The organism is Arenimonas maotaiensis, assembly GCF_014638745.1.
In the GTDB taxonomy this organism is placed as follows: Bacteria; Pseudomonadota; Gammaproteobacteria; order Xanthomonadales; family Xanthomonadaceae; genus Arenimonas; species Arenimonas maotaiensis.
In genome coordinates this window covers 679,492-703,965 of sequence record NZ_BMFO01000001.1, presented here as the reverse complement: position 1 = coordinate 703,965, position 24,474 = coordinate 679,492, and the positions used below count along the sequence as shown (strand labels likewise).

21 protein-coding genes and 1 riboswitch are annotated in these 24,474 nt (G+C 66.8%); of the genes, 14 read left to right on the top strand and 7 right to left on the bottom strand.

Annotated features, from left to right (window positions below; all coding sequences use genetic code 11):
- Positions 1-41: 41 nt before the first annotated feature.
- From IEV56_RS03400 to rph, 6 genes are all read right to left on the bottom strand, one after another.
- The gene (locus IEV56_RS03400; protein WP_188447726.1) at positions 42-392 is read right to left on the bottom strand and encodes a PilZ domain-containing protein; all 351 of its coding nucleotides are present in this window, start codon (positions 390-392) and stop codon (positions 42-44) included.
- Entirely contained in the window at positions 389-2,653 is a 2,265-nt protein-coding gene (locus tag IEV56_RS03395; RefSeq protein WP_188447724.1) for a DUF1631 family protein, read from the bottom strand. Before IEV56_RS03395 ends, IEV56_RS03400 begins: the two co-directional genes overlap by 4 nt.
- A gap of 81 nt (positions 2,654-2,734) precedes the next feature.
- Positions 2,735-4,537, bottom strand: coding sequence for a TonB-dependent receptor domain-containing protein (locus IEV56_RS03390; protein WP_188447722.1), 1,803 nt, complete (start codon positions 4,535-4,537; stop codon positions 2,735-2,737).
- A 136-nt stretch (positions 4,538-4,673) separates the two neighbouring features.
- A riboswitch (cobalamin riboswitch) is annotated at positions 4,674-4,835 on the bottom strand.
- A 31-nt stretch (positions 4,836-4,866) separates the two neighbouring features.
- Complete coding sequence (gene hemW / locus IEV56_RS03385; protein ID WP_188447720.1) at positions 4,867-6,024, bottom strand: radical SAM family heme chaperone HemW; 1,158 nt, start codon at positions 6,022-6,024, stop codon at positions 4,867-4,869.
- Positions 6,017-6,610, bottom strand: coding sequence for an RdgB/HAM1 family non-canonical purine NTP pyrophosphatase (rdgB, locus tag IEV56_RS03380; RefSeq protein ID WP_188447718.1), 594 nt, complete (start codon positions 6,608-6,610; stop codon positions 6,017-6,019). Before rdgB ends, hemW begins: the two co-directional genes overlap by 8 nt.
- Positions 6,611-6,614: 4 nt before the next feature.
- Positions 6,615-7,334 (bottom strand): ribonuclease PH, encoded by a 720-nt coding sequence (gene rph, locus IEV56_RS03375; RefSeq protein ID WP_188447715.1) that lies wholly within the window; start codon positions 7,332-7,334, stop codon positions 6,615-6,617.
- A 72-nt stretch (positions 7,335-7,406) separates the two neighbouring features.
- On the opposite strand from rph, the gene IEV56_RS03370 reads away from it, so the two are divergent.
- From IEV56_RS03370 to IEV56_RS03330, 9 genes are all read left to right on the top strand, one after another.
- Complete coding sequence (locus IEV56_RS03370; protein ID WP_188447713.1) at positions 7,407-8,270, top strand: YicC/YloC family endoribonuclease; 864 nt, start codon at positions 7,407-7,409, stop codon at positions 8,268-8,270.
- Entirely contained in the window at positions 8,270-8,884 is a 615-nt protein-coding gene (gene gmk / locus IEV56_RS03365) for a guanylate kinase (protein WP_188447711.1), read from the top strand. The genes IEV56_RS03370 and gmk overlap by 1 nt, the downstream gene beginning before the upstream one ends.
- Before the next feature lie 100 nt (positions 8,885-8,984).
- Positions 8,985-9,287: a DNA-directed RNA polymerase subunit omega gene (gene rpoZ / locus IEV56_RS03360; protein ID WP_188447709.1), complete on the top strand. Its 303-nt coding sequence runs from the start codon at positions 8,985-8,987 to the stop codon at positions 9,285-9,287.
- Between the two features lie 148 nt (positions 9,288-9,435).
- Positions 9,436-11,577 carry a RelA/SpoT family protein gene (locus IEV56_RS03355; protein ID WP_229730167.1) on the top strand — a complete coding sequence of 714 codons (2,142 nt, stop codon included), beginning with the start codon at positions 9,436-9,438 and terminating at the stop codon, positions 11,575-11,577.
- Between the two features lie 17 nt (positions 11,578-11,594).
- Positions 11,595-11,978, top strand: a complete 384-nt coding sequence (locus IEV56_RS03350) for a RidA family protein (protein ID WP_188447706.1) — start codon at positions 11,595-11,597, stop codon at positions 11,976-11,978.
- Between the two features lie 9 nt (positions 11,979-11,987).
- On the top strand, positions 11,988-14,078 hold the full coding sequence (gene recG, locus IEV56_RS03345) for an ATP-dependent DNA helicase RecG (protein ID WP_188447704.1): 2,091 nt from the start codon (positions 11,988-11,990) through the stop codon (positions 14,076-14,078).
- 7 nt (positions 14,079-14,085) lie between these two features.
- Positions 14,086-15,024 carry a nucleoside hydrolase gene (locus tag IEV56_RS03340; protein ID WP_188447702.1) on the top strand — a complete coding sequence of 313 codons (939 nt, stop codon included), beginning with the start codon at positions 14,086-14,088 and terminating at the stop codon, positions 15,022-15,024.
- An 84-nt stretch (positions 15,025-15,108) separates the two neighbouring features.
- Complete coding sequence (locus IEV56_RS03335) at positions 15,109-15,351, top strand: type B 50S ribosomal protein L31 (RefSeq protein WP_188447700.1); 243 nt, start codon at positions 15,109-15,111, stop codon at positions 15,349-15,351.
- Between the two features lie 156 nt (positions 15,352-15,507).
- Entirely contained in the window at positions 15,508-16,794 is a 1,287-nt protein-coding gene (locus IEV56_RS03330; RefSeq protein WP_188447698.1) for a citrate synthase, read from the top strand.
- A gap of 66 nt (positions 16,795-16,860) precedes the next feature.
- Here IEV56_RS03330 and IEV56_RS03325 read toward each other — a convergent pair whose 3' ends face one another.
- A complete protein-coding gene (locus IEV56_RS03325) occupies positions 16,861-19,245 on the bottom strand; it encodes a penicillin-binding protein 1A (protein ID WP_188447696.1) in 2,385 nt (794 codons plus the stop codon).
- A 181-nt stretch (positions 19,246-19,426) separates the two neighbouring features.
- Here IEV56_RS03325 and IEV56_RS03320 point away from each other — a divergent pair, with 181 nt between their 5' ends.
- Genes IEV56_RS03320 through IEV56_RS03300 form a run of 5 tightly spaced genes read left to right on the top strand, consistent with a single transcriptional unit; the run spans position 19,427 to position 24,366 of the window.
- Positions 19,427-20,482, top strand: a complete 1,056-nt coding sequence (locus tag IEV56_RS03320) for a pilus assembly protein PilM (protein WP_188447694.1) — start codon at positions 19,427-19,429, stop codon at positions 20,480-20,482.
- Positions 20,482-21,069: a PilN domain-containing protein gene (locus IEV56_RS03315; protein ID WP_188447692.1), complete on the top strand. Its 588-nt coding sequence runs from the start codon at positions 20,482-20,484 to the stop codon at positions 21,067-21,069. The genes IEV56_RS03320 and IEV56_RS03315 overlap by 1 nt, the downstream gene beginning before the upstream one ends.
- Entirely contained in the window at positions 21,066-21,698 is a 633-nt protein-coding gene (locus IEV56_RS03310) for a type IV pilus inner membrane component PilO (protein ID WP_188447690.1), read from the top strand. Before IEV56_RS03315 ends, IEV56_RS03310 begins: the two co-directional genes overlap by 4 nt.
- Complete coding sequence (locus tag IEV56_RS03305; RefSeq protein WP_188447688.1) at positions 21,695-22,225, top strand: pilus assembly protein PilP; 531 nt, start codon at positions 21,695-21,697, stop codon at positions 22,223-22,225. Before IEV56_RS03310 ends, IEV56_RS03305 begins: the two co-directional genes overlap by 4 nt.
- A 35-nt stretch (positions 22,226-22,260) precedes the next feature.
- Positions 22,261-24,366 carry a type IV pilus secretin PilQ gene (locus tag IEV56_RS03300; RefSeq protein WP_188447686.1) on the top strand — a complete coding sequence of 702 codons (2,106 nt, stop codon included), beginning with the start codon at positions 22,261-22,263 and terminating at the stop codon, positions 24,364-24,366.
- Positions 24,367-24,474: the final 108 nt, after the last annotated feature.

Genomic DNA, 24,474 nt, shown 5'->3' with positions numbered 1-24,474 from the left:
CGGATGCGGTTGCAGAGGAGGCGGGCGTCGGCAGCGCGGAATCAGACGTATTCGCTGCCCGGTTCGGCGACCCAGCGGCGCAGGCGCAGCTTGTCGTCGTTGCCGATGTCGATGATACGGAAGCCGATCAGCACCCGGCCGCTGCCGGGCTCGGGACGGCTCCAGAGTTCGTGCAGGCCGGTGTTGAGGATGCCGTCCACGCCGCTTCCGGACGGGAAGTGCAGCTCGCACTGGAACAGCGCGTCGGCGCACAGGGCCGCCGGCGCCACGATCATCAGACCGGACTCGGACAGATCGACGACCGTGCCGAGCGGCTCGCGGGTCATGGTGTCGATCACCGTGATCGGATAGGCGGCCTTGCGCCGCCGCAGGCGCCGATGGTCCTTGTTCATTCGTCTTTGTCTCCGCCGGGCATGAAGGTGCGCAGCGACGCCAGCATGTTCTCGAACGCGCGTTCGAAGATGCTGCGTTTCTGGCCGGGCTGGATGCGGGCGCGTCCTTCGGAAATCGCGATGGCGAGTTCCTCCAGCAGCATCTCGGAGTGCTTCATGCCGCGCTGGGTGACGAACAGGCAATTGTGCGTGATCTTGCTGAGCCAGGTCAGTTTGGCGCGCGTCGGCGTGCTGGAGCCGGGCGTCAGGAATTCGAACCAGGTGCCGACCGGCACGTCCTTCAGCTCTTCGACCAGCGCCATCTGCTGTTCGTCGAGCTGGAACGCCTCCAGGTCGGCGGCCTTGGCGCTGTCGCCGAAGCGGGCCTTGTCGGTGCCGGTGTGCTCCGGTTCGAACGCCTCGTGCGGACCGCGGCGCACCAGGCGCTCGGCGATGCGTGCGGCCTCGTCCTCGTGGTAGCCGACCATGGCCAGGGATTCGCGGATGCGTTGCATCAGTTCCTCGGCGCGGGCCTCGGCCACGCCGCCGGCATCCGGTTCGTTGGCGGCGATGATGTGTTCGGCGATCCGGCGCTGTTCCTGCCAGTTGCTGGAATCCGGACCGTTGCGCAGCTCCGTGAGCGCCATCACGTCGGCCCAGGCTTCGTTCAGCATGGCCTTGGTGTACACCGGAATCTCGTGCGTGGCCATCAGGTCGGCCATGGTGGATTCGGCCCGGGTCCGGGCGACGCGCAGCTTCTCCTTGGCCTTGGCCACCTCGATCTGGCGGCGCTCGACCGCTTCGGCCTTCTTGATCAGGCTCTGCAGCAGGCGGTTGGTCTCTTCGTAGGCCGCCAGCAGCTTCTGGTTGTCGCCGTCGAAGTCCTTGACCGTATTGCTGACGATGCCGGTCAGGTTGCCGTGCAGCGGGTCGTCCTTGTCGGAGCCGTCCAGCCAGTTGATGCCGGCCTCGGCCAGGATGTTGAGCATCTGCCGCGCCGGATGCACGTGATTGCTGAAGAACGATTTGTCGCGCAGCACCACGCGGATCAGCGGCGTCTGCATCATGCCGATCAGCTGCGCGGTCGGCGAGTTCGGGCTGATCTCCTTCATCGCGTCGTCCATCAGCAGGCCGACCAGGTCGATGGCGTCGCTGTCTTCCGGTCCGAGGGTCAGCTCCCGATCGGGCGTCGACTGGTTGCGCAGCTGCGCCAGCAGGTCGCGCTTCAGGTGGCGGATGTCGGCGTGCGCGTTCGGGTGCGCCAAGGCCTGGCGCTGGAATTCGTCGAGGATGCCGCGCAGCTGGTCGGAGTCGGCCGGCACCGTGCGTCCGGCCGCGCCGCTGGCGTCGTTGATGTAGGTGTTGGAGAACGAACTGAGTTTGTTCAACAGCTGCTTGCGCCGCGCCAGCAGATGCTGCAGCTTGCTGAAGCTTTCCTCGACCTCGGCCGGGGCGGCGGCGCCCTGCGCCTTGGCCGGCGCGCCTTCCGGAAACAGCGGATAGACCTTGGCGCTGGCGGCGGTCGGCTCCTTGCCCTCGCCCAGGGCGATCGGCGTCTTCTTGAAGCGCAGCTCGGGATTGCGGAACGGCACGTAGCTCAGGTTCGGCAGCACGCCGTGTTCCGACAGATGCCGGTTGCAGACCTTCATCAACTCGGCGAAATGGCCGAACACGTGGCGGTCGAACAGGTGGTAGATCTGCCGGCTGTCGTTCGGGCCGAGGTCCAGGCATTCGATCGCCTGTTGCAGGCAGCGGCAGAGCGCCTTCGGCCCCAGCGGCATCTGCTCGTTGCCGAACGCCGGCTTGCCGGCCAGCACGCCGATGCGCTGGGCCAACAGGAAGATGTCGAAGCTGTTCTGGGATTCGCAGCGGGCGGAGATGCTCTGCTGGATCTGGTCGATGTCGAAGCTGTCGTCGTCCAGCAGGCGCAGTTCGGCACCGGCGGGCAGGATCTTCGCGGGCGCCGCGCCGTTGCCGGGTCCGGTCTGGCGGATGCCGGCCAATTGGCTTTCCACCGCCGCCAGGAAACGCGGGATGAAGTCGTGCCGGGTGCGTTTGAGGTTGCGCAGCGCCGAGAAGCTGTCGCCGTCGTCGGCGCCGGGGCGGCCGTGCTCGGCGTTCTTGAACAGGATGTCTTCGAGGTCCTTGAGCAGGAACTGCAGCTGGCGTTCGAAGAAATCGGCGCCGACCTTGAGCAGGCCGTCGCACAGCGCGTACACGCGCACCGGCAATCCGGATTGGTTCAAGGTATGCGATGGGGGATGGGGTGCGCTGATGTCCATGCCTGTTCCGGGCGGATTACCCGCTTAGCATAACCCAGGCGTCCCGCAAAACAAGGGGCCGCCGAGGCGGCCCCGTGCCGGTCATGGACTTTGGTGGCGCAGACGGAGCAGGATGCTGCGGCCTGGGGTGTTGTAGCCGTCGAGCAGTTCGTAGTCGCGGTCGAACAGGTTCTCGAGCCGGGCCTCGAGGCGCCACGCCGGCGACAGCGGCCACGCGCCGGTCAGGTCGAGCCGGGCGAAGCCCGGCAGTTGCGTGCCGATGTCCGCGCGCTTGCCGTAGCCGCTCAGTTCCAGGCCGAGATCGCCGCCGCCGGCGAACCGGTAGCCGGCCGCCAGCAGGCCTTTGAGCTTCGGCCGGCGCAACAGCGGCTCGCCGCTGACGCCGTCCACGGCACGTGTCCAAGTGCCCTGCGCGCGCCATTGCCAGACGCCTGCGGCGCCGGCCAGCTCCGCTTCGGTGCCGTTGATGCGCGCCTGCGCGATGTTGATGGCTTGGCTGTCGGTGCCGGCGAAGCTGATCAGATCGCTCACCCGGCTCCGGTAAGCCGACAGCCGCAGCTGGCTGTTGCCGCCGAGCGGGCTTTCGTAACCGATCTCGGTGGTCTGCGCGCGTTCCGGTTGCAGGTCCGGGTTGCCGGCGTACAGGCCGAAGAAGCCGGGGTAATACAGCTCGTTGAAGTTCGGCGCGCGGAACCCCTGGCCCCAGCTGGCGCGCAGGCGGCGTCCGCCGTCCCATTGCCGGGCCCAACCGGCGCTGGCGGTGCGGTGCAGGCCGAATTGCGAGTTGTCGTCCCAGCGCGTGGCCAGCTCGAATTGCTGGCTCTGCCATTGTCCGTTCCAGACCGCGAAGACGCCGCTGTTGCGGCGGCTTTCGCGGAATTCCGGCCCGTCCCAGCCCAGCGAGTAGGCCTGCTCGCGCGCGGCGTTGACACCGAACGCCACCGCGCCGGCGGCGCCGGTGCGTACGGTGTGCGCCCAATCCAGGCTCTCGCGCCGCGAGCCGATGACGTTGCCGTAGGCCGGGGTGTCGAGCTTTTCGTAGCTGCGGCCGATGCGCAGTTCGTGCGTCCAGCGCCCGCCCAACGGGCCGGTCAGGCCGGCGCTTCCGCTGTGGTTGTCGGCCCGGGTGCGGCCTTGGTCGAACTCGGTTTCGCCGCGGGTGGCGATGCCGCTGAACGACAGCGTCTGCTCGCCGAGCAGGGTTTTGCCCTGCAGCGCCACATGCCGGTTGCGGTAGCCGTCGCGGTCCGGGTCATAGCTCCAGACATTGCCCGGATTGGTGGCCGAGAACCCGTCCAAGCGGTCGTAACCGGCGCTGAGGCCGAAGCCGCCGCCCTCGGTGCCGAAGCCGGCGTCGAAGCCGGCGCGGCCGTAGCTGCCGGCGCGGATTTCGCCGTGCGCGCCGTCCGGCGCGCGGGTGAAGATGTGGATCACGCCGGCGATGGCGTCCGAGCCCCAGACCGCCGCGCGCGGTCCGCGCACGATCTCGATGCGCTCGATGGCGGCCAGCGGCAGGTGCGCGAGGTCGAAGATGCCCTGGCTGGCGGAGTTGACGCGCACGCCGTCGACCAGCACCAAGGTGTGGTTGGCGTTGCCGCCGCGCAGGAACAGGGAGTTCTGCGAGCCGCTGCCGCCGGTGCGCACCAGGTCGACGCCGGCCTGCTGCGCCAGCAGGTCGCTGACGTCGGCGGCGCGGCTGGCTTCGATGTCCGCGCGGGTGAGCACGCTGACCGATTGCAGGGCGCGTTCGACCGGCTGTTCGATGCGGCTGCCGGTGACCTGCACGCGGTCCAGCCAGGACGGCGCGTCCTCGGCGGACGCGTGCAAAGAGACGGCCGCCAGGACGGCGGCGGAAAGCAGGGTAATACGGGGTGATGATGACATGTCGGTTTCCAGTGTTGTTGCGCGCACCCGCGCGTGCACCCGGAAAGCAAACGACGAAACCATTGGACGGCCGCGCGCGGCCGACAATAATTTGGCCGCGTCGCCCTCCGCAACGTGCAAAATGACGGCGCCGAGGCGCCGCCGCATACTCCAAGCCGGTCTCCGGACTCGTCAGTGCCGCTGCCGTCCGCCTTCCCAGTTTCCCAGTGGCTATGTGGACGACTTACCTGACTTACCGTTGCGGGGGCAGTGTTGGATTCGCACCAACTTCCCGAACACTCGAAGCATTCACAGTGTATCAAGCCGGCGTGAATCTGGCGAACTTTTTTTCAGGCGAGGAACAATCCCATCACATCATTGGCGAAGCGCATGCCCAGCTCGGTGGGCTTGGCCCAATCGCCCGAGATCTCCAGCCAGCCGCGTTGCACGGCCTCATCCAGTTGCGGTTTGATCGTTTCACGGCCCAGGCCGGTGCGCACTTCGAAATCGGCCAGCGAGAAGCCGTCCACCAGCCGCAACGCATTCAGCATGTAATCGAACGGCCGGTTCTCCGCCGCAACGTACTCGTCGCCGCCGATGCCGGCCGCCGTTCCGGCGGACGCCATGTAGGCCTCCGGATGCTTCGGTTTCCAGCGCCGCAGGATGCGGCCGTCGTGGCCGCTGCTGATCTTGCCGTGCGCGCCGGCGCCGATGCCCAGGTAGTCGCCGTAGGTCCAGTAGTTCAGGTTGTGCCGGCAACGCCGGCCGTCGCGGGCGTAGGCCGACACTTCGTATTGCGCGAAGCCGGCCTCCGCCATGCGCGCGATGCAGGCCTCCTGCATGTCCCAGGCCGAGTCCATGTCCGGAATGCCGGTCGGCGGTTTGGCCGCGAACAGCGTGTTCGGCTCCAGCGTCAGCTGGTAATGCGAAAGGTGCTGCGGTTGCAGCGCGATGGCCTGTTCCACATCGAATAGCGCCATCGCCAGACTCTGGCCGGGCAGGGCGTACATCAGGTCGAGATTGATGTTGTCGAAACCGGCATCCTGCGCGTCTTTTACCGCGCTGCGGGCTTTTTCGGCGTTATGGATGCGGCCCAGGCGCTCGAGGCAGCCGTCGTCGAAGCTCTGCACGCCGAAGCTGAGCCGGTTGACGCCGGCGGCGCGGTAGCTGGCGAAGCGGTCGTGCTCGGCGGTACCGGGATTGCATTCCAAGGTGATTTCGCAATCCGGCGCGAAGCGCAGGCGCGCGTTGGCCATGGCCAGGATCTCGCCGATGGCGGTGCCGGGAAACAGGCTGGGCGTGCCGCCGCCGAAGAACACGCTGGTCACGCTGCGGCCCCAGACCAAGGGCAGGTCCTGCTCCAGGTCGCGGGTCAGCGCGGCCAGATACTCGGCCACCGGCAGTTCGTTCTTTTTGCCGTGCGAGTTGAAGTCGCAGTACGGGCATTTCTTCACGCACCACGGAATATGGATATACAGCGCCAGCGGCGGCGGCATCAGCTCAGGCATGCGTTGCCAGTTTTTCGCGCAGTTGGGCCAGCGCGCGGCCGCGGTGGCTGATGCGGCTTTTGAGTTCGGTCGGCAGCTGCGCGGCGCTGCAGCCGTGTTCGGGGTCGAAGAAGATCGGGTCGTAGCCGAAGCCGCCGTCGCCCTGCGGCGCGGGCAGAATCTCGCCATGCCAGATGCCTTCGGCGATGATCGGCTGCGGATCTTCGGCGTGCTTGAGCAGCACGATGCAGGAATAGAAGCGGGCCGTGCGTACCGGATTTTCCAGGGCCGCCATCTCGGCCAATACTTTCGCGATGTTGCCGGCGGCGTCGCCGTGCACACCGGCGTAATGCGCCGAAATCAGGCCGGGCGCCCCGTCCAGCGCGTCGATGATCAGGCCGGAGTCGTCGGCCAGCGCGGGCAGGCCGGTGTGCCGGCAAGCATTGCGCGCCTTCAGCAACGCGTTTTCCACGAAGGTATGGCCGGTCTCCTCGGCGTCGGCGAAGCCGAATTCGGACTGCGGCACGGCGTCGAAGCCGGTCTCGGCCAGGATCGGCCGCATCTCGGCCAATTTGCCTTTGTTCGAGGTGGCCAGGACCAGACGCACGGAATCAGCCGCCGCGGGCGGCCCGCTGCAGCACCAACAGTTCGCCGATGCCTTTGCCGGCCAGATCCAGCAGGCCGTCCAGATGCGCGCGCGAGAACGGCGCGCCTTCGGCGGTGCCCTGTACCTCGATGAAGCCGCCGTTGCCGTCCATCACCACGTTCATGTCGGTCTCGCATTGCGAGTCCTCGGCGTAGTCCAGATCCAGCACTTCCACGCCTTGGTACACGCCGACCGAGACCGCGGCCACCGCGCCGGTGATTGGGTTTTCCGCCAGCAGGCCCTTGGCCAGGCAGGCGTCGATGGCGTCGCACAGCGCCACATAGGCGCCGGTGATGGCGGCGGTGCGGGTGCCGCCGTCGGCTTGCAGCACGTCGCAGTCCAGGGTGATGGTGCGTTCGCCGAGCTTCCTGCGGTCGACGCAGGTGCGCAGCGCGCGGCCGATCAGGCGCTGAATCTCCAGCGTGCGGCCGCCCTGCTTGCCGCTGCTGGCTTCGCGGTTCATGCGGTCGTGGGTGGAGCGCGGCAGCATGCCGTATTCGGCGGTGATCCAGCCCTCGCCCTTGCCGCGCAGGAAGCCCGGCACCCGGTTCTCCACGCTGGCGGTGCACAGCACTTTGGTGTCGCCGAAGGCGATCAGCACCGACCCTTCGGCGTGCTTGGTGTAGCCGCGTTGGATGCTGATCGGGCGGAGTTGGTCGGCGGCGCGTGCGCTGGGGCGTGTCATGAGGTGCTCGATTTCGCATCAAAAGGCCAAATAGATTACCATTTCCCCATTCTTCCGGCCCCGGACGCACGCATGATCAGCAGCATGACCGCCTATGCCAACGCCGAACGCGCGAGCGCGCTCGGTACGCTCAGCTGCGAGCTGCGCTCGGTCAACCACCGTTATCTCGAGGTCGGCCTGCGCCTGCCCGAGGAATTGCGTGCGTTGGAACCGGCGCTGCGCGAGCAGATCGCCCGCAAGGTGGCGCGCGGCAAGCTCGATCTGGGCTTCCGTTTCCGCCCGGCCGATCAAGGCGCGGCCGGCCTCCGCATCGACGAGGACGCGTTGGCCCGTTACGCGGCGCTGGCCGGCCGCTTCAGTGGCCTGTTCCCGGGCATGACCAGCGATTTCGCCGACATCCTGAAACTGCCGGGCGTGCTGCGCGAGGACGACGCCGGCGACGACGCGTTGCAGGCCGAGGCCAAGCAGCTGTTGGAGACCGTGCTGGCCGAATTCCTGGCCGCGCGCGGCCGCGAAGGCGCCAACCTGGCGCAGGCCATCCGAGAGCGCCTGGACGGTATCGAGGCCATCGTCGCGCAACTGCGCGTCTGGCTGCCGGAGATCCGCACCGTGCTGAAGGCCCGCCTGCAGGCCAAGCTGGCCGATCTGCCGGTGCCGGTCGATCCGGGCCGTCTGGAGCAGGAGTTGGTGCTCAACCTGCAGAAGATCGACGTCGACGAGGAACTCGACCGCTTGGCCAGCCATATCGCCGAGGCGCGCCGCATCCTGGCGCTGCCGGAAGCGGTCGGCCGCCGCCTCGACTTCCTGCTGCAGGAGTTCAACCGCGAAGCCAACACGCTCGGCTCCAAGTCGGTCGATCCCAAGACCAGCCAGGCCTCGGTCGAGCTCAAGGTGCTGATTGAACAGATCCGCGAACAGGTGCAGAATCTCGAATGATGCCCGGCACCCTCTACATCGTCGCGGCGCCGTCCGGCGCCGGCAAGTCCAGCATCGTCAACGCGGTGCTCAAGCGCCTGCCCGACGTGGCGCTGTCGATTTCCTACACCTCGCGCGCGCCGCGCCCGGGCGAACGCCACGCCCAGCATTACCACTTCATCGGCAAGGACGAGTTCGAACGCATGATCGCCGCCGGCGACTTCTTCGAGCATGCCCTGGTGCACGGCGACTACAAGGGCACCGCCCGGCAGTCGGTGCTGCCGCAGCTGGAGCGCGGGCTGGACGTACTGCTGGAGATCGACTGGCAGGGCGCCCGTCAGGTGCGCGCCCAGATTCCCGAGGCCAAGAGCATCTTCATTTTACCGCCGTCCAAGCAGGCGCTCGAAACCCGCATGCGTAACCGCGGCCAGGATAGCGAGGCGGTCATCGCCCAGCGTCTGGCGGCGGCGCGCGAGGAAATGAGCCATTACCACGAGTTCGATTATGTGGTGGTCAACGAGCATTTCGAGCTGGCGGTGCAGGAAGTGGCGGCCATCTTCACCGCCCAACGCCTGGTCGTCGGCCAGCAGCGGATCCGCCATAAGGCCTTGATTGAACAGCTGCTGACGGACTGAACCGGCCGCCATTTGGCTTCCCGCCGGCTTTCCGCTATAATGCCCAGTTCATCTAACGCATTGATTGCCGGAGGTTTCATCACCGGCGAACGGAGACAGCATGGCCCGCATTACCGTTGAAGATTGCCTGGAAGTGGTCGATAACCGTTTCGAACTGGTGCTGATGGCCTCCAAGCGCGCCCGTCAGCTGGCCAAGGGCGAGCCGAGCACCCTGGAAAACGCGCATCTGGAAGCCGAGAAGCCGACCGTGCTGGCCCTGCGCGAAATCGCCGACCGTTCGGTCAACGACGAGATCATCAACGCCGTCGAGCGCGCCCAGCGCGAACGCCGCGAACGCGAAGCCCTGGAATGGGCCGCCGCCGAAGTGGTCGACGACGACCTGGCCAAAGCCGGCGACGAGTGATCCGCCGCTGACCCAGCTTCCCGAAAACGCCGGCCCGCAAGCCGGCGTTTTTTCATGCCGCGCCGCCGCCGGCGCGCTTGTCCGGCCGGCCGGAGTTGCGTAGCATGGAGGCATGAACTCCCCGCTATCGCCGCCGCTCGACCTGGACATGCCTTGCCCGGACCCCTGTCCGGAGCAGGTCGCGGGATTGCTGGCGAAGGCGGGCGCCTACCTGCCGCCCGAAGCGTCGGCCAAGATCCGCCGCGCCTATGAGCTGGGCGCGCTGGCGCACCAGGGCCAGACCCGGAAATCCGGCGAGCCCTACATCACCCATCCGTTGGCGGTGGCCGAGATCCTGGCCGAGCAGCGCATGGACGGTGAGACCCTGTGCGCCGCCATCCTGCACGACGCGCTGGAAGACACCGCATTGCCGCGCGCTTTCATCGCCGACACCTTCGGCGAAAGCGTGGCCGAGATGGTCGAGGGCGTCACCAAACTCGACAAGATCCAGTTCAGCAACCGGCAGGAGGCCGACGCCGAAAGCTTCCGAAAGATGATGCTGGCGATGTCGCGCGACATCCGGGTCATCCTGATCAAGCTCGCCGACCGCCTGCACAACATGCGCACGCTGGATTCCAAGAGCCCGGAATCGCGCCGCCGCATCGCGCGCGAGACGCTCGAGATCTACGCCCCAATCGCCCAGCGCCTGGGCATCAACGTGATCAAGGCCGAGCTGCAGAACCTCGGCTTCAAGGCCCTGTATCCGCTGCGCTACAAGGTCATCGCCAAGCAGTTGGCCAACCAGCCGGTGCTGCGGCGCGAGGCCATGGCCACCATCGAAGCCCGCCTGGCGCAGCGCATCGCGGCCGAGAACATCCCGTTCCGGCTGGTGTCGCGGGTCAAGGGCCCGTGGAGCGTGTACACCAAGATGCGCGACGAGCGCAAACGCTTCAACGAGGTGATGGACGTGTTCGGCTTCCGCATCGTGGTCGGCCGGGTGATGGAGTGCTACCAGGCGCTCGGCGCCGTGCATTCGATGATGAAGCCGCTGGACGGCCGTTTCCGCGACTTCATCGCCATCCCCAAGGCCAACGGCTACCAGAGCCTGCACACCCTGCTGTTCAGCCCGCTCGGTTCGCCGGTCGAGGTGCAGATCCGCACCGAGGACATGGACGTGGTGGCCGAACGCGGCATCGCCGCGCACTGGGTCTACAAGAACCGCGGTTCGGTCGGCAACAACGCGCAGGCGCGGGCCCAGAGCTGGGTCAACGGCCTGATCAACAGCGACGAGTTCGCGCTGCCGTCGGTCGAGTTCCTGGAGAACGTCAAGATCGACCTGTTCCCGGACGAGGTCTACATCTTCACTCCGAAAGGCGAGATCCTGGCGTTGCCGAAGAACGCCACGCCGCTGGATTTCGCCTACGCGGTGCACACCGACGTCGGCAACCACACCGTGGCCGCGCGCGTCGACCGCAAGCTGGTGCCGATCCGCAGCAAACTGCTCAGCGGCCAGACCGTCGAGATCATCACCGCGCCGTCCGCCAACCCCAGCCCGCAGTGGCTGGAGTTCGTGGTCACCTCCAAGGCGCGCACCGCCATCCGCCATTTCCTCAAGCGCATCGAGCACGAGGACGCGGTCAACCTCGGCCACCGCATGCTGGACCGCGCGCTGGAGCTGCTGGAGACCTCGCTCGACAACGTGCCGGCCGACGTGCTGCAGCAGTTCCTGGCCGACAACCGCTACCCGCGCCTGGAGGTGCTGCTGGCCGACATCGCGCTCGGCAACCGCATGCCGGACCAGGTCGCGCGCGCGCTGCTGCCGAACCAGAGCTCGCTGCTCGGCAGCGAGCCGTCGCCGTCGCCGGTGCACCGCGAGCAGATCCGCATCAACGGCAGCGAACGCGGCGTGCTGACCTTCTCGACCTGCTGCTATCCGATTCCGGGCGACGAGATCATGGGCTACCTGACCGCCGGCAAGGGCGTGGTGGTGCACCGCATGGACTGCCCGAACATCGCCGACTACAGCAAGCGCCCGGAGCGTTGGGTGCCGATCGCCTGGGACCGTCGGGTCGAAGGCGACTTCCGGGTCGAGCTGCGCTTCGAAACCGAGAACAAGCCGGGCGCGCTGGCCAAGGTCGCCGCCGCCGTCGCCGAATGCGATTCCAACATCGACTCGGTGAATTACAAGGAGCGCGATGACCGCATTTCGGTCATGGTGTTCTGCATCGAGGTCAAGGACCGCAAGCACCTCGCCGAAATCATCCGCCGCACCCGCCGCCTGGGCGTGGTGCATTCGGTGGAACGCCAATGACCACACAGGAACCCGCCATGTCCCGCACCATCATCCAGACCGACAAAGCCCCGGCCGCCATCGGCCCGTACTCGCAGGCCGTGCGCGTCGGCCAGACCGTCTACCTGTCCGGCCAGATTCCGCTGCTGCCGGATCTGGGCGTGCTGCTGGAAGGCGGCATCGAAGCCCAGACCCATCAGGTGTTCCGCAACCTGACCGCGGTCTGCCAGGCCGCCGGCGGCTCGCTGTCCGACATCGTCCGCATCGGCATCTTCCTGACCGACCTCGGCGATTTCGCCGCGGTCAACGCGGTCATGGCCGAGTACATGCAGCCGCCGTATCCGGCGCGCTCCACCGTGCAGGTCTCGGCTCTGCCGCGCGGTGCGCAGGTCGAGATCGACGCGGTGATGGTGCTGGGCTGACCGCCGGCGGTGAAGCCTGAATTCGGCGAGTCGGCGCGCAAGCCGCTCGACGTCTTGCGCGGCGTCGGCCCGGCCACTGCGGCCAAGCTGCGCGAACGCGGCATCGAAAGCCTGCAGGATCTCTGGCTGCAGCTGCCGACCGGCTTCGAGGACCGCACCCGCATTGCCCGCTTGGACGACCTGCAGCTCGGCCAGAGCGCGCAGGTCGAAGTGCGGGTGGCGGCGGTCGAGCGCGGTTTCCGCTTCCGGCCGATGCTCAAGGTGCTGGTCGAGGACGATTCCCTGCGCCAGCTGTCGTTGCGCTTCTTCCATTACTCCGCCAGTCAGGCCGCGCAGTTCCTGCCCGGCCGCCTGTTGCGCGCCTACGGCCAGGTCCGGCTCGGCGGCACCGGCTACGAGATGGTGCATCCGAGTTACCGTTTCATCGCCGAAGAGAAGGCCGGTATTTGCCGCGACCGGCTGGATCCGGTCTATCCCAACATCGACGGCGTCGGTACCGCCACGCTCGGCAAGCTGGTGCGGCAGGCCTTGCAGCTGTTGCCGCCGGAATCCGAACTCGAGTTGATCCCCGAGGCCTTGTTGGCCGACCTGGACTTGCCCCGGTTCGGCGCGGCGCTGCAGGCCATCCATGCGCCGGATCCCGGTACCACGCTGGCGCAGCTGCAATCCGGCCGGCATCCGGCCATGCGCCGGCTGGCGTTGGAGGAACTGCTGGCGCATCACCTGAGCCTGCGCAAGAAGCGTCTGGCGTTGAAGTCCAAGCCGGCGCGGCCGGTCGATGTGCCGGATTCGGCCTTCGCGCCGTTCCTGGCGCGGCTGCCGTTCGCGCTCACCGGCGCCCAGCGTCGGGTGGTCGAAGACATCCGCGCCGACCTGCGCACCGGCCATCCGATGCTACGCCTGGTGCAGGGCGACGTCGGCAGCGGCAAGACCGCGGTGGCGGCGCTGGCGGCGCTGGCGGTGATCGCCGGCGGCGGCCAGGCGGCGCTGATGGCGCCGACCGAGCTGCTGGCCGAACAGCACGCGCGCACCTTCCGTGACTGGTTCGAGCCGCTCGGCATCGAGGTCGTGTTCCTGGCCGGCAAGCTGACCGCGGCGCAGCGCCGCGAACCGCTCAAGCGCATCGCGGCCGGCGCGCCGATGGTGGTAGGCACGCATGCCTTGATGCAGGACACGGTGGCGTTCAGCAACCTCGAGCTGGTGATGGTGGACGAACAGCACCGCTTCGGCGTCGGCCAGCGCCTGAGCCTGCGCGACAAAGGCGAATCGGAGGAAAGCTCGCCGCACCAGCTGATTTTGACCGCGACGCCGATTCCGCGCACGCTGGCGATGTCGGCCTACGCCGACCTGGACGTGTCGGTGATCGACGAACTGCCGCCCGGACGCACGCCGGTGCAGACCGTGGCCTTGGCCAACAGCCGGCGCGATGAAGTCATCGCCCGCATCCGCGATTACTGCCGGCAGGGGCATCAGGTGTATTGGGTCTGCACCCTCATCGAAGAGTCCGACGAGATCCAGGCGCAGTCGGCGCAGGCCGCATTCGAAACCGTGGCCGCCGGCCTGCCGGGCGTTTCCGTCGCGCTGCTGCACGGCAAGGTGGCGCCGGCCGAGAAAAGCCGCATCATGCGCGCGTTCAAGGACAACGTCGTGCAGGTGCTGGTCGCCACCACGGTGATCGAAGTCGGCGTCGACGTGCCCAACGCCAGCGTGATGGTGATCGAGAACGCCGAACGCCTGGGTCTGGCGCAGCTGCATCAATTGCGCGGCCGGGTCGGGCGGGGCGCCACCGCCTCGCATTGTCTGCTGCTATACCAAGCGCCGCTGTCGGCCATGGCGCGCGAACGCATCGAGGTGATGCGGCAGACCGACGACGGTTTCCTGATCGCCGAAAAGGATCTGGCGCTGCGCGGCCCGGGCGAACTGCTCGGCACCCGGCAGACCGGCGACGTCGGCTACCGCATCGCCGATCTCGGCCGCGACGCCGCACTGCTGCCGGAGGTGCTGCACGTGGCCAACCGCCTGTTGGCGGAGTATCCTGAACGCGCCGATGCCGTCGTCGCCCGTTGGGTCGGCGCCGCCGCCCGTTACGCCCATGCCTGAGAATCCCATGACCGACCGTATTCCCCTGCTCATCGACACCGATCCCGGCGTGGACGACGCCCTGGCGTTGCTGATGGCGTTCCGCAGTCCGAATCACCGCCTGCTCGGCCTGTGCGTCACCGCCGGCAACGTCGGCTTGACGCACACCGTGGCCAACGCCCTGAAACTGTGCGAAGTCGCCGGCATCGAGGTGCCGGTGTATCCGGGTTGCGATCGGCCGCTGGTGTTCCCGGCCGAGGACGCCTCCTATGTGCACGGCCGCGACGGCTTCGGCGATGTCGGTTACCAGCCGGCACGGCGCGCGGCCGAGGCCGAACATGCGGCACTGGCCATCGTGCGCGAGGCCGATGCCCATGCCGGCAATCTGCTGCTGGTGACCCTCGGGCCGCTGACCAACCTAGCCTTGGCCCTGCGCCTGGATCCCGAACTGCCGCGCAAGGTCGGCCGGCTGGTGGTGATGGGCGGCGCGGTCACCGGCAAGGGCAACACCTCGATCGCCGCCGAATTCAACGTCGCCTTCGATCCCGAGGCTGCCGCCGTGGTGTTCGACGGCTTTCCCGACATCGAGGTGGTGGATTGGGAGGCGGTGCTCGGTCACGGCTTCCGCCATGCCGACGTCAACCGCTGGTTGGCGGCTGATACGCCCGAGGCGCGGTTCTATGACGCCATTTCGCGTAAGACCCGGGCGTGGTCGGAGGGCAAGCGCGGCGAATACTGGCACAGCGCCGACGCCTTGGCCATGCTGGCGGCCCTCCATCCCGAGCATGTGCTTGAAAAGGAACGGCATTTCCTGCATGTGGAGACCCAGGGCGTGCATACCCGGGGCGCCACCGTAGTCGATTGGCAGGACCGGACCGGCCGGCCGGCGCAGGCCGATATCCTGCTTCGGGCCGATCAGGCCGCGTTCGAGGCCCGGATCCGGCAGGCCTTGGGCCTGCCGGACTGAACCGGGCGCAACGGGGCTTGCCCCCGCCCGCGGTTACGGGCTATAATTGCCGTCTTTCTTCACGATAATCCAGTGGGTTACACCATGAAAGCCGATATCCATCCGCAATACCGCGACGTCGTGTTCCAGGACGTCACCGCCAATTTCGCCTTCCTGACCCGCTCGACCCTGTCCAGCAAGGAAACCATCAAGTGGGAAGACGGCAACGAATACCCGTTGCTGAAGGTCGAAATCTCGTCCGCTTCGCACCCGTTCTACACCGGCAAGCAGAAGCTGGTCGACACCAGCGGCCGCGTCGACAAGTTCCGCAAGCGCTACGCCAAGTAATCCGGAAAAAACCACCTTCGGGTGGTTTTTTTTCGCCTGCGTTCCGCACGTCCGGGCCATTACGCGGCCTGCGCGCCTGTGCGATAATGAGTGCCGTGATTTTTTCCATTTGCCCCGGCGCATCCGCCATGCCGGGCCCAGAACGAGGAGTCAGCCGTGTCCAATAAATCCTTCACGCTCAACGCCAACGGCAAGTCCGTCGAACTGCCCGTGCTCGCCGGCAGCACCGGCCCGGAATGCCTCGACATCGGCAAGCTGTACAAGGAGACCGGCAGCTTCACCTACGATCCGGGCTTCATGTCGACCGCCAGCTGCCGCAGCGCCATCACCTACATCGACGGCGACGCCGGCGTGCTGCAGTACCGCGGCTACCCGATCGAACAGCTGGCCCAGCATTCCAACTTCACCGAAGTCAGCTACCTGCTGATGAACGGCAATCTGCCGACTCCGGCCGAACTGGCCAAGTTCGAGCACGAAGTGACCCACCACAGCATGATGCACGAGGCGTTCCGCACCTTCCTGTACGGCTTCCGCCACGACGCCCATCCGATGGCGATGATGACCGGCATGCTCGGCTCGCTGGCCGCGTTCTACCACAGCGACCTGAACCTGGACGATCCGGAAGAGCGCCGCATGGCCGCCATCCGCCTGCTGGCCAAGGTGCCGACCATCGCCGCCGCCTGCTACCGCTATTCGATCGGCTGGCCGATCCGTTACCCGAAGAACAACCTCGAATACGTCGAGCGCTTCCTGCACATGATGTTCGAAGTGCCGAGCGAGCCGCTGGCGCTCAAGCCGGTCGCCGCCAAGGCGCTCGACCTGCTGTTCATCCTGCACGCCGACCACGAGCAGAACGCCTCGACCTCGACCGTGCGCCTGGTCGGTTCCACCGGCGCCAACCCCTACGCCTGCGTGGCCGCCGGCGTGGCCGCGCTCTGGGGTCCGGCGCACGGCGGCGCCAACGAAGCCGTGCTGCAGATGCTGGAGGAGATCGGCCGTCCGGAGAACGTCGGCAGCGCCGTGGCCAAGGCCAAGGACAAGGAATCCGGCTTCCGCCTGATGGGCTTCGGCCACCGCGTGTACAAGAACTTCGATCCGCGCGCCAAGATCATCCGCGAGATGTGCCACCAGGTGCTGAACGAGCTGGGCGTCAACGACCCGCTGCTGGAAGTGGCGATGAAGCTGGAAGAGGCCGCGCTGAAGGACGAGTACTTCATCCAGCGTAAGCTGTACCCGAACGTCGACTTCTACTCGGGCATCATCTACAAGGCCCTGGGCATCCCGACCGAGATGTTCACCGTGATGTTCGCCATCGCGCGCACCGCCGGTTGGGTCTCGCACTGGCTGGAACAGCAGAACGACCCGGAAAACAAGATCGGCCGTCCGCGCCAGATCTACACCGGCGCCGTCGACCGCCAGTACGTGCCGGCCGACAAGCGCTGATCGCCTGTCGCCTGCTAAAAGAAAACGCCCCGCAAGGGGCGTTTTCGTTTTCGGGAAAATCCCTGCTCAGAAGATGTCGAAGGCCTGCTCGGGCAGTTCCTCGCCGGTGTTCTCCGGTACCTGCAGCATTTCCAGATCATACTGTTCCTGCTTGAAGTAATCGCCGTCCGGCGATTTGACGATGCCTTCCGGCGGCGTCATGACCTTCAGCGGTACGCCGTCCAGCGCCGTGCGCATGTATTCGATCCAGATCGGCAACGCGGCGCGGCCGCCGTACTCGCCGTAACCCAGGCCCTTGAAGTCGTCCTTGCCGACCCAGACGGTGGTCACCAGGTCGCCGCCGAAGCCGGAGAACCAGGCATCGCGGTGCTCGTTGGTCGAGCCGGTCTTGCCGCCGACGTCGGCGCGGCCGAGCGATCTGGCCTGCACCGCCGTGCCGCGCTTGACCACGTCCAGCATCATGTCGCTGATCAGGAAGGCGTTGCGCGGGTCGATGGTCTGCGGCGCCAGGGCCTGCGCCGGCGGGCCGACGAAGCCCGGGTCGAACGCCGCCTTGCCGGCCGGCGCGCGGGCGCCGCTGCCGTCGTTGCTGAGGTCGAAACCGTCGACCACCACCGCCTTGCTGACGTCGCCGGCCAGCCGCTCCGGGCAGGCGGCGCAGGCGAGTTTGGGATGGGTGTAGGCGATGACGGTGCCGCTGGCGTCGCTGACGCTGCGGATGAAGTGGGGTTCGACCAGATAGCCGCCGTTGGCGAACACGCTGTAGCCGCGCGCGACCGACATCGGCGTCAGCGAGGCGGTGCCGAGCGACATCGACAGGTTCGGCGGCAGGCTGTCCTTGCTGAAGCCGAAGCGGGTGATGTAGTCGCGGGCGAACGCCACCCCGATGCCGTCCAGCAGGCGGACCGAAACCAGGTTGCGCGACTGCACCAGCGCCTCGCGCAGGCGCATCGGGCCCATGAAGCCGCCGCGGTCGTTCTGCGGGCGCCAGACGTTGCCCTTGCGGTCGTTGAACACCACCGGCGCGTCCAGCACCACGCTCGACGGCGAATAGCCGCGCTCGAACGAAGCCGCGTACACGAACGGCTTGAAGCTCGAGCCCGGTTGGCGTTTGGCCGAGGTGGCGCGGTTGAAGTTGGAGGTCGTGTACGAGAAGCCGCCGACCACCGCGCGCAGGGCGCCGTCCTCCGGCTGCATCGACACCAGCGCGGCCTGGGCCCGCGGAATCTGCGCCAGGCGCAGGCCGTCCTTGGATTCCTGCAGGCGCACCACATCGCCGGCGCGGACGGCCGCGGCCAGACGCTTGCCGGTGCCGTCGGCGACGGATGCTCCGCCCTGGATGCGGCGGCCGTCGGCCAACAGGAATTCGGCCCGGCTGTCGGACACCGACAGCGCCAGGGCCGCCGGCAGGCCGTCGATCTGCGGTCGTGCGCGCAACGCGCGGCGCCAAGCCGCCTCGTCGCCGCCGGCCAGTTCGATCCGGCTTTCCGCGCCGCGCCAGCCGTGGCGGCGGTCGTACTGCATCAGGCCGTCGCGCACCGCCCGTTCCGCGGCCAGCTGGTCTTTGCTGTGCACGGTGGTCACCACCTTGTAGCCGCCGTCGATGGCGCGTTGGCCGTAGCGGCGGACCATCTCGATGCGCACCATCTCGGCCAGATACGGGGCGTACAGCTCGGTGGTCTGCCCGTGCGGCGTGGCGGTGTTCGGCTGCGCCTGCGCTTCGCGCATCTGCTCCGGGGTGATGAAGCCTTCCTCCTGCATGCGCTGCAGGATGTAGTTCCGGCGGATCATCGCGCGCGCCGGGTTGCTGATCGGGTTGCCGGTGGAGGGGAATTTCGGGATACCGGCCAGCGCGGCCGATTCGGCCAGGGTCAGCTGGTCCAGCTTCTTGCCGTAGTAGTAGTCGGCCGCCGCCACGATGCCGTAGGACCGGTTGCCGAAGAAGATCTTGTTCAGGTACAGCTCGAGGATCTCGTCCTTGCTGAGCTCGCGTTCCATCTTCAGCGCCAGCAGCATCTCCTTGAACTTGCGGAAATAGCTGTATTCGTTGCTGAGGAAGAAGTTGCGCGCGACCTGCTGGGTGATGGTGCTGCCGCCCGGCACCCGTTCGTCGCGGGTGGTCGCGGTCAGCCAGACCGCGCGCGCGATGCCGCGCCAGTCCAGGCCGATGTGCTTGTAGAAGTGGGCGTCCTCGATGGCGATGACCGCGTTGCGGGTCTGGGCCGGGACGTCTTCGATGCGGACCGGGTAGCGCCGGTTCTCGCCGAACTCGGCGATGAACTTGCCATCGCTGCTGTACACGGTCATCGGCACCTGCCACTCGATGCGTTTGAGCTCGGATACGTCCGGCAGGGTCGGCAGCACGCTGAAGTAGGCCACGGCCACGGCCAGCACCAATCCGGCCGTGCCCAGCACCGCCAAACCGACCAGCCACTTGATTAATCTGAACATCGGATACCGCATCGTCGTTGCCCGCAGGGACCTCATTGTACCTTTTCCGGTGCAGCCGACAGGTTGGCGGCGGCCCCGGACTTTTTCGGGGGTAGGCCAAAAAAACTTGCTAATTGACGGAAAATCGTTATTTAATGTAACGGCATAAGAATGGCCTTTAAGTGCCTAATTGGGGGATACAGTGCAATTATTCGGTGAACAATCAGTGCCGTTGCTCGGGATTGACATCAGTTCCGCCGCCATCAAGGTGCTGCAACTCAGCAAAAGCGCGGGCCGTTACCGCGTCGAGCACTATGCGGTCGAACCGCTGCCGCCGAACGTCGCCAACGACAAAAGCCCCGCCCAGGTCGAGGCCGTGGGCGCCGCCATCAAGCGCGCGGTCGCCCGTTCCGGCAGCAAGAGCAAGTACGCCGCGGTCGCGATCTCCGGCTCGTCGGTGATCACCAAGGTCATCACCGTGCCGGCCACCGATGACGAGCTGGCGATGGAAGAGCAGGTCTACGACGAGGCCTCCAACCACATTCCCTATCAGATGGACGAAGTCAGCCTGGACTTCGAGGTCATCGGACCGGTGCCGAACAGCGATTCGGTGCAGGTGATGATCGCCGCAGCACGCACCGAGAACGTCGAGGCCCGGCAGGCCGAGCTCGAGTTCGCCGGGCTGGAAGCCAAGGTCGTCGACGTCGAGGTGTTCGCGCTCGAGAACGCGTTCAAGCTGATCTTCAACCAACTCGACATCCCCGCCGGCGGCCTGACCGCCGTGGTCGACATCGGCGCCAACCTGACCACCCTGAACGTGATCAAGGACGGCCGCAGCATCTACTCGCGCGAACAGGTGTTCGGCGGCAAGCAGCTGTCCGAGGAGATCATGCGCCGTTACGGGCTGAGCTTCGCCGAAGCCGGCGCCGCCAAGAAGCTCGGCGGCCTGCCGGAAAGCTACGAGTCCGAGGTGCTCGAGCCGTTCAAGGAAGGCGTGGCGCAGCAGATCAGCCGCCTGCTGCAGTTCTTCTACTCCGGCAGCGACTATTCCCGCGTCGACCAGATCGTGCTGGCCGGCGGCACCGCCGCCATCGAGGGCCTCGACACCGTGGTCGAGCAGCATCTGGGCGTCAATACCCTGACCGCCAACCCGATCGCCGCGATGACCGTCAGCCCGAAGGTGCAGGCGCACGCGTTGGCCACCGACGCGCAGTCCCTGCTGATCGCCTGCGGCCTGGCTTTGAGGAGTTTCGACTGATGGCCAAGATCAACCTCCTGCCCTGGCGCGAAGAGCGCCGCAAGGCGCAACAGCGCCAATTCAACGGTCTACTCGGTCTGGCCGCGGTCGCCGGCCTGGCCCTGAGCGCGCTGATCTACCTGTATTACTCCGGTCAGGTCACCGGCCAGAACCAGCGTAACGAGCTGCTGCGCCAGGAAATCGCCGTGGTGGAGACCAAGATCAAGGAGATCGAGGAGCTCGACAAGCGCAAACAGAGCCTGTTGGCCCGCAAGCAGATCATCGAGGAGCTGCAGGGCAAACGCTACGAGATGGTGCACGTGTTCACCGAACTGGCCAAGACCATCGCCGACGGCGCCCAGATCTCCACCATCCGCCAGAGCGGTGCCGACCTGGTGATCCAGGGCCGCGCCCAGTCCAACGCGCGGGTCAGCAGCTACATGCGCAACATCATGGCCTCGCCGGTGATCTCCGATCCCGACCTGACCGTGATCGAGGCCCGCGGCGGCGACCGCGCCCTGCCGTATGAATTCATCCTCAACGCCAAGGTCAAGCAGCCGGCCGCCGAACCCGGACAGGCCGATGCCGGACAAGGAGGCGCACAATGAAGAACATCGACCTGCGCGACATCGACTTCAAGACCGCCGGCTCCTGGCCGATGCAGCTGAAGTACGCGGTCTGCGCCTTCGTCATCGTCATCATCCTGCTGGTCGCCTGGTTCCTGATGATCAAGGACAAGCGCGACGAGATGCTGCGCCTGGAGGGCGAGGAAACCGTCCTGCGCGCCGATTTCGAGAACAAGCAGGCGCGCGCCGCCAATCTGGAACCGCTCAAGCAGCAGCTGGCCCAGATGGAGCTGATCCTGCAGCAGATGCTGCGCCAGCTGCCGAGCAAGAACGAGATGCCGGACCTGATCGTGGACGTGTCGCAGCAGGCCCTGGCCAGCGGCATCACCAACGAACTGTTCCAGCCCGGCCCGGAAACGCCGCGCGAGTTCTACGCCGAGAAGCCGATTTCGATCCGCATGGTGGGCAATTACCACCAGTTCGGCGCCTTCATGAGCGGCGTGGCTTCGCTGCCGCGCGTGGTGATCATGACCATGCACGACATCTCGCTGAAACCGCGCGGCGCCAACAACGAGCTGCTGGAAATGGCCGGCACCATCAAGACCTACCGCTACCTCGATCCGGATGAACAGACGCCGCCCGCGGATGCCCCGGCAGGAGGCCAGCCATGAGCCTGCTGAAACCGCGCCTGTTGATCCTGGCCTCGGCCGTGTTGCTGTCGGCCTGCACCAAAGGCGACTCCGACCTGCGCCAGTGGCTGAACGAGGTCAAGAACCGGCCCGCGCCGGCGCTCGAGCCGCTGCCGTTGGTCCAAGACCCGCCTTTGGTGGTTTACAACCCGGACGGTCTGCGCGATCCGTTCGGCAAGCCGCCGCTGAACCGCATGTCCAACACCGGCGGTCCCAGCCCGGATCTCAACCGTCCGCGGCAACCGCTCGAATCCTTCACCTTGGACACGCTGCGGATGGTCGGCAGCATCGGCAGCGGCCCGAACCTGACCGCCTTGGTGCTGGCGCCGGACAAGGTCACCCATCGCATCAGGCCGGGGGCTTACATGGGCCAAAGCGACGGACGTGTGGTGTCGGTTTCGGCCACCGGCATCGAGCTGATCGAGCTGGTGCCCGACGGCGCGGGCGGATGGCTGGAGCGTCAGGCTTTCATTGCGTTGAACGAATCGAACAGTGGGGAAAAGAAATGAAAAACATTTTCATCGGAAAAATGAAAGGCGCGCGCATGACGGCCAGTCTGTTCGGCGCGGCGCTTTGCCTACTGCTCGCGCAACAGGCCGCGGCCGCCAACGTGCTGAAGGACGTCAAGGCCAGCGCCCAGGCCGACGGCCGCACCGCGATTACGCTGCAGTTCGAGCAGCCGGTCGGTGAGATCAAGGCGTTCAGCACCGGCAATCCGCCGCGCATCGCCATCGACCTGCCGGACACCGCCAACGCCTTCGCCCAACGCCGTCTCGCGGTCGACTCGGCTCTGGCCAAGTCGGTCAACACCGTCGAAGCCGACGGCCGCACCCGGGTTGTGGTCGAACTGGCCAAGGACGCCGGCTACCGCACGCAGGCCATGGGCAACGCGCTGGTGCTGACCATCGAAGCCAAGGCGTCCGCGGCCCAGGCCGTCTCGGTCGCCGGCATCGACTTCAAGCGCGCCGACAACGGCTCCGGCCGCCTGGTGGTGCGTTTCGACGGCGCCGGCGCGGCCGCCGACGTCAAGGAGTCCGGCTCCGAAGTGGTGGTCGACATCGGCAACGCCAGTCTGCCCGCCGACCTGCAGCGCAAGATGGACGTGGCCGGCTACGCCACGCCGGTGCTGAACGTCGACGCCCGCAACGTGGGCGGCAAGACCCGCCTGGTGCTCAACACCAAAGGCAAGGCCGACCTGATGGCCTACCAGACCGGCAACGAATATGTGATCGAGATCAGCCCGAAAGCCATGGCCGCCGCTCCCGGCGGCGATGCCGCCCGCATCGGCGCGACCGGCAACGGCCGCAAGACCACGGCCTATACCGGCCGCCCAGTCACCTTCAACTTCCAGGACGTGCCGGTGCGCACCGTGCTGCAGCTGATCGCCGAGGAATCCAACCTCAATGTGGTCGCGGCCGATTCGGTCGGCGGCAACGTGACCCTGCGTCTGGTCAACGTGCCCTGGGACCAGGCGCTGGAAATCGTGCTGCGCGCCAAAGGCCTCGACAAACGCCGTGACGGCAACGTGATCTGGGTCGGCCCGCAGGCCGAACTCGCCCAGTACGAGCAGGCCAAGGAAGACGCCCGCATCGCCATCGAGAACCGCGAAGAGACGGTGACCGAATACATCCCGATCAACTACGGCAACGCCGAAGCCATCGCCAAGCTGCTGACCGAAGACAGCAAGTCCGGCACCGGCGGTGGCGGCACCACAGGCCAGCAGCAACGCGGCTTCCTGTCGCCGCGCGGCAGTGTCAGCTTCGACGCCCGCACCAACACCCTGCTGGTGATCGACATCCCGAAGAAAGTGGCGGAAGTGAAGCAGCTGCTGGCCACGCTCGACCGCGCGGTCGACCAAGTCATGATCGAAGCCCGTATCGTGGTCGCGCAGGATTCCTTCGGTCGCGAGCTGGGCGCGCGCTTCGGCATCAACGACCGCTACCCGGTCGATGGCACGAACCCCGGCGTCAGCCGCGATTCCGGCTTCAACAGCAGCCTGGGTCTGACCAATCCGGCCGGCATCCTGAACTTCAGCATCCTCGGCCGCAACACCTCGTTGGACATCGAACTGCAGGCCATGGAGACCAAGGGCCGCGGCGAAGTGATCTCCAACCCGCGCGTGATCACCTCGAACCAGAAAGCGGCGGTCATCCGCCAGGGCGACGAGGTCGGCTACGTGACCACGCAGGCCACCGGCACCACTACCGTGCCGCAGGCCACCGTGCAGTTCAAGGAAGTGCTGCTGGAGCTGAAGGTCACCCCGACCATCACCCAGGACGGCCGCGTGTTCCTGGACATGGGCGTCAAGAAGGACGAGATCAAGGATTTCCTGTCGACCCCGACCGGCGACATCCCGCAGATCCAGAAGCGCGAAGTCAGCACCGCGGTGCTGGTCGACGATGGCCAGACCGTGGTCATCGGCGGCGTGTACGAGTTCAAGAACCGCGACGACGTCAGCAAGGTGCCGTTCTTGGGCGACATCCCGTTCTTGGGCGCGCTGTTCAAGAAGTCCGACCGCAGCCAGGAGAAGGCCGAGCTGCTGATTTTCGTGACCCCGCGCATCATCAAGCCGGCGCCGCGCACCGTGGCCCCGGCCTATGTGCCGAGCGCGCCGGCGGTGCCGATGATCGAACGCGCCGACCGCAACTGAGTCCCAACGGCGCTTGAACCGTGGAAAAGGCCGCGCAAGCGGCCTTTTCCGTTTCCGTGGGAGGCTGGCGGCTTTCGGGTAAAATAGCGCAACCCCGCCGACCGAGAC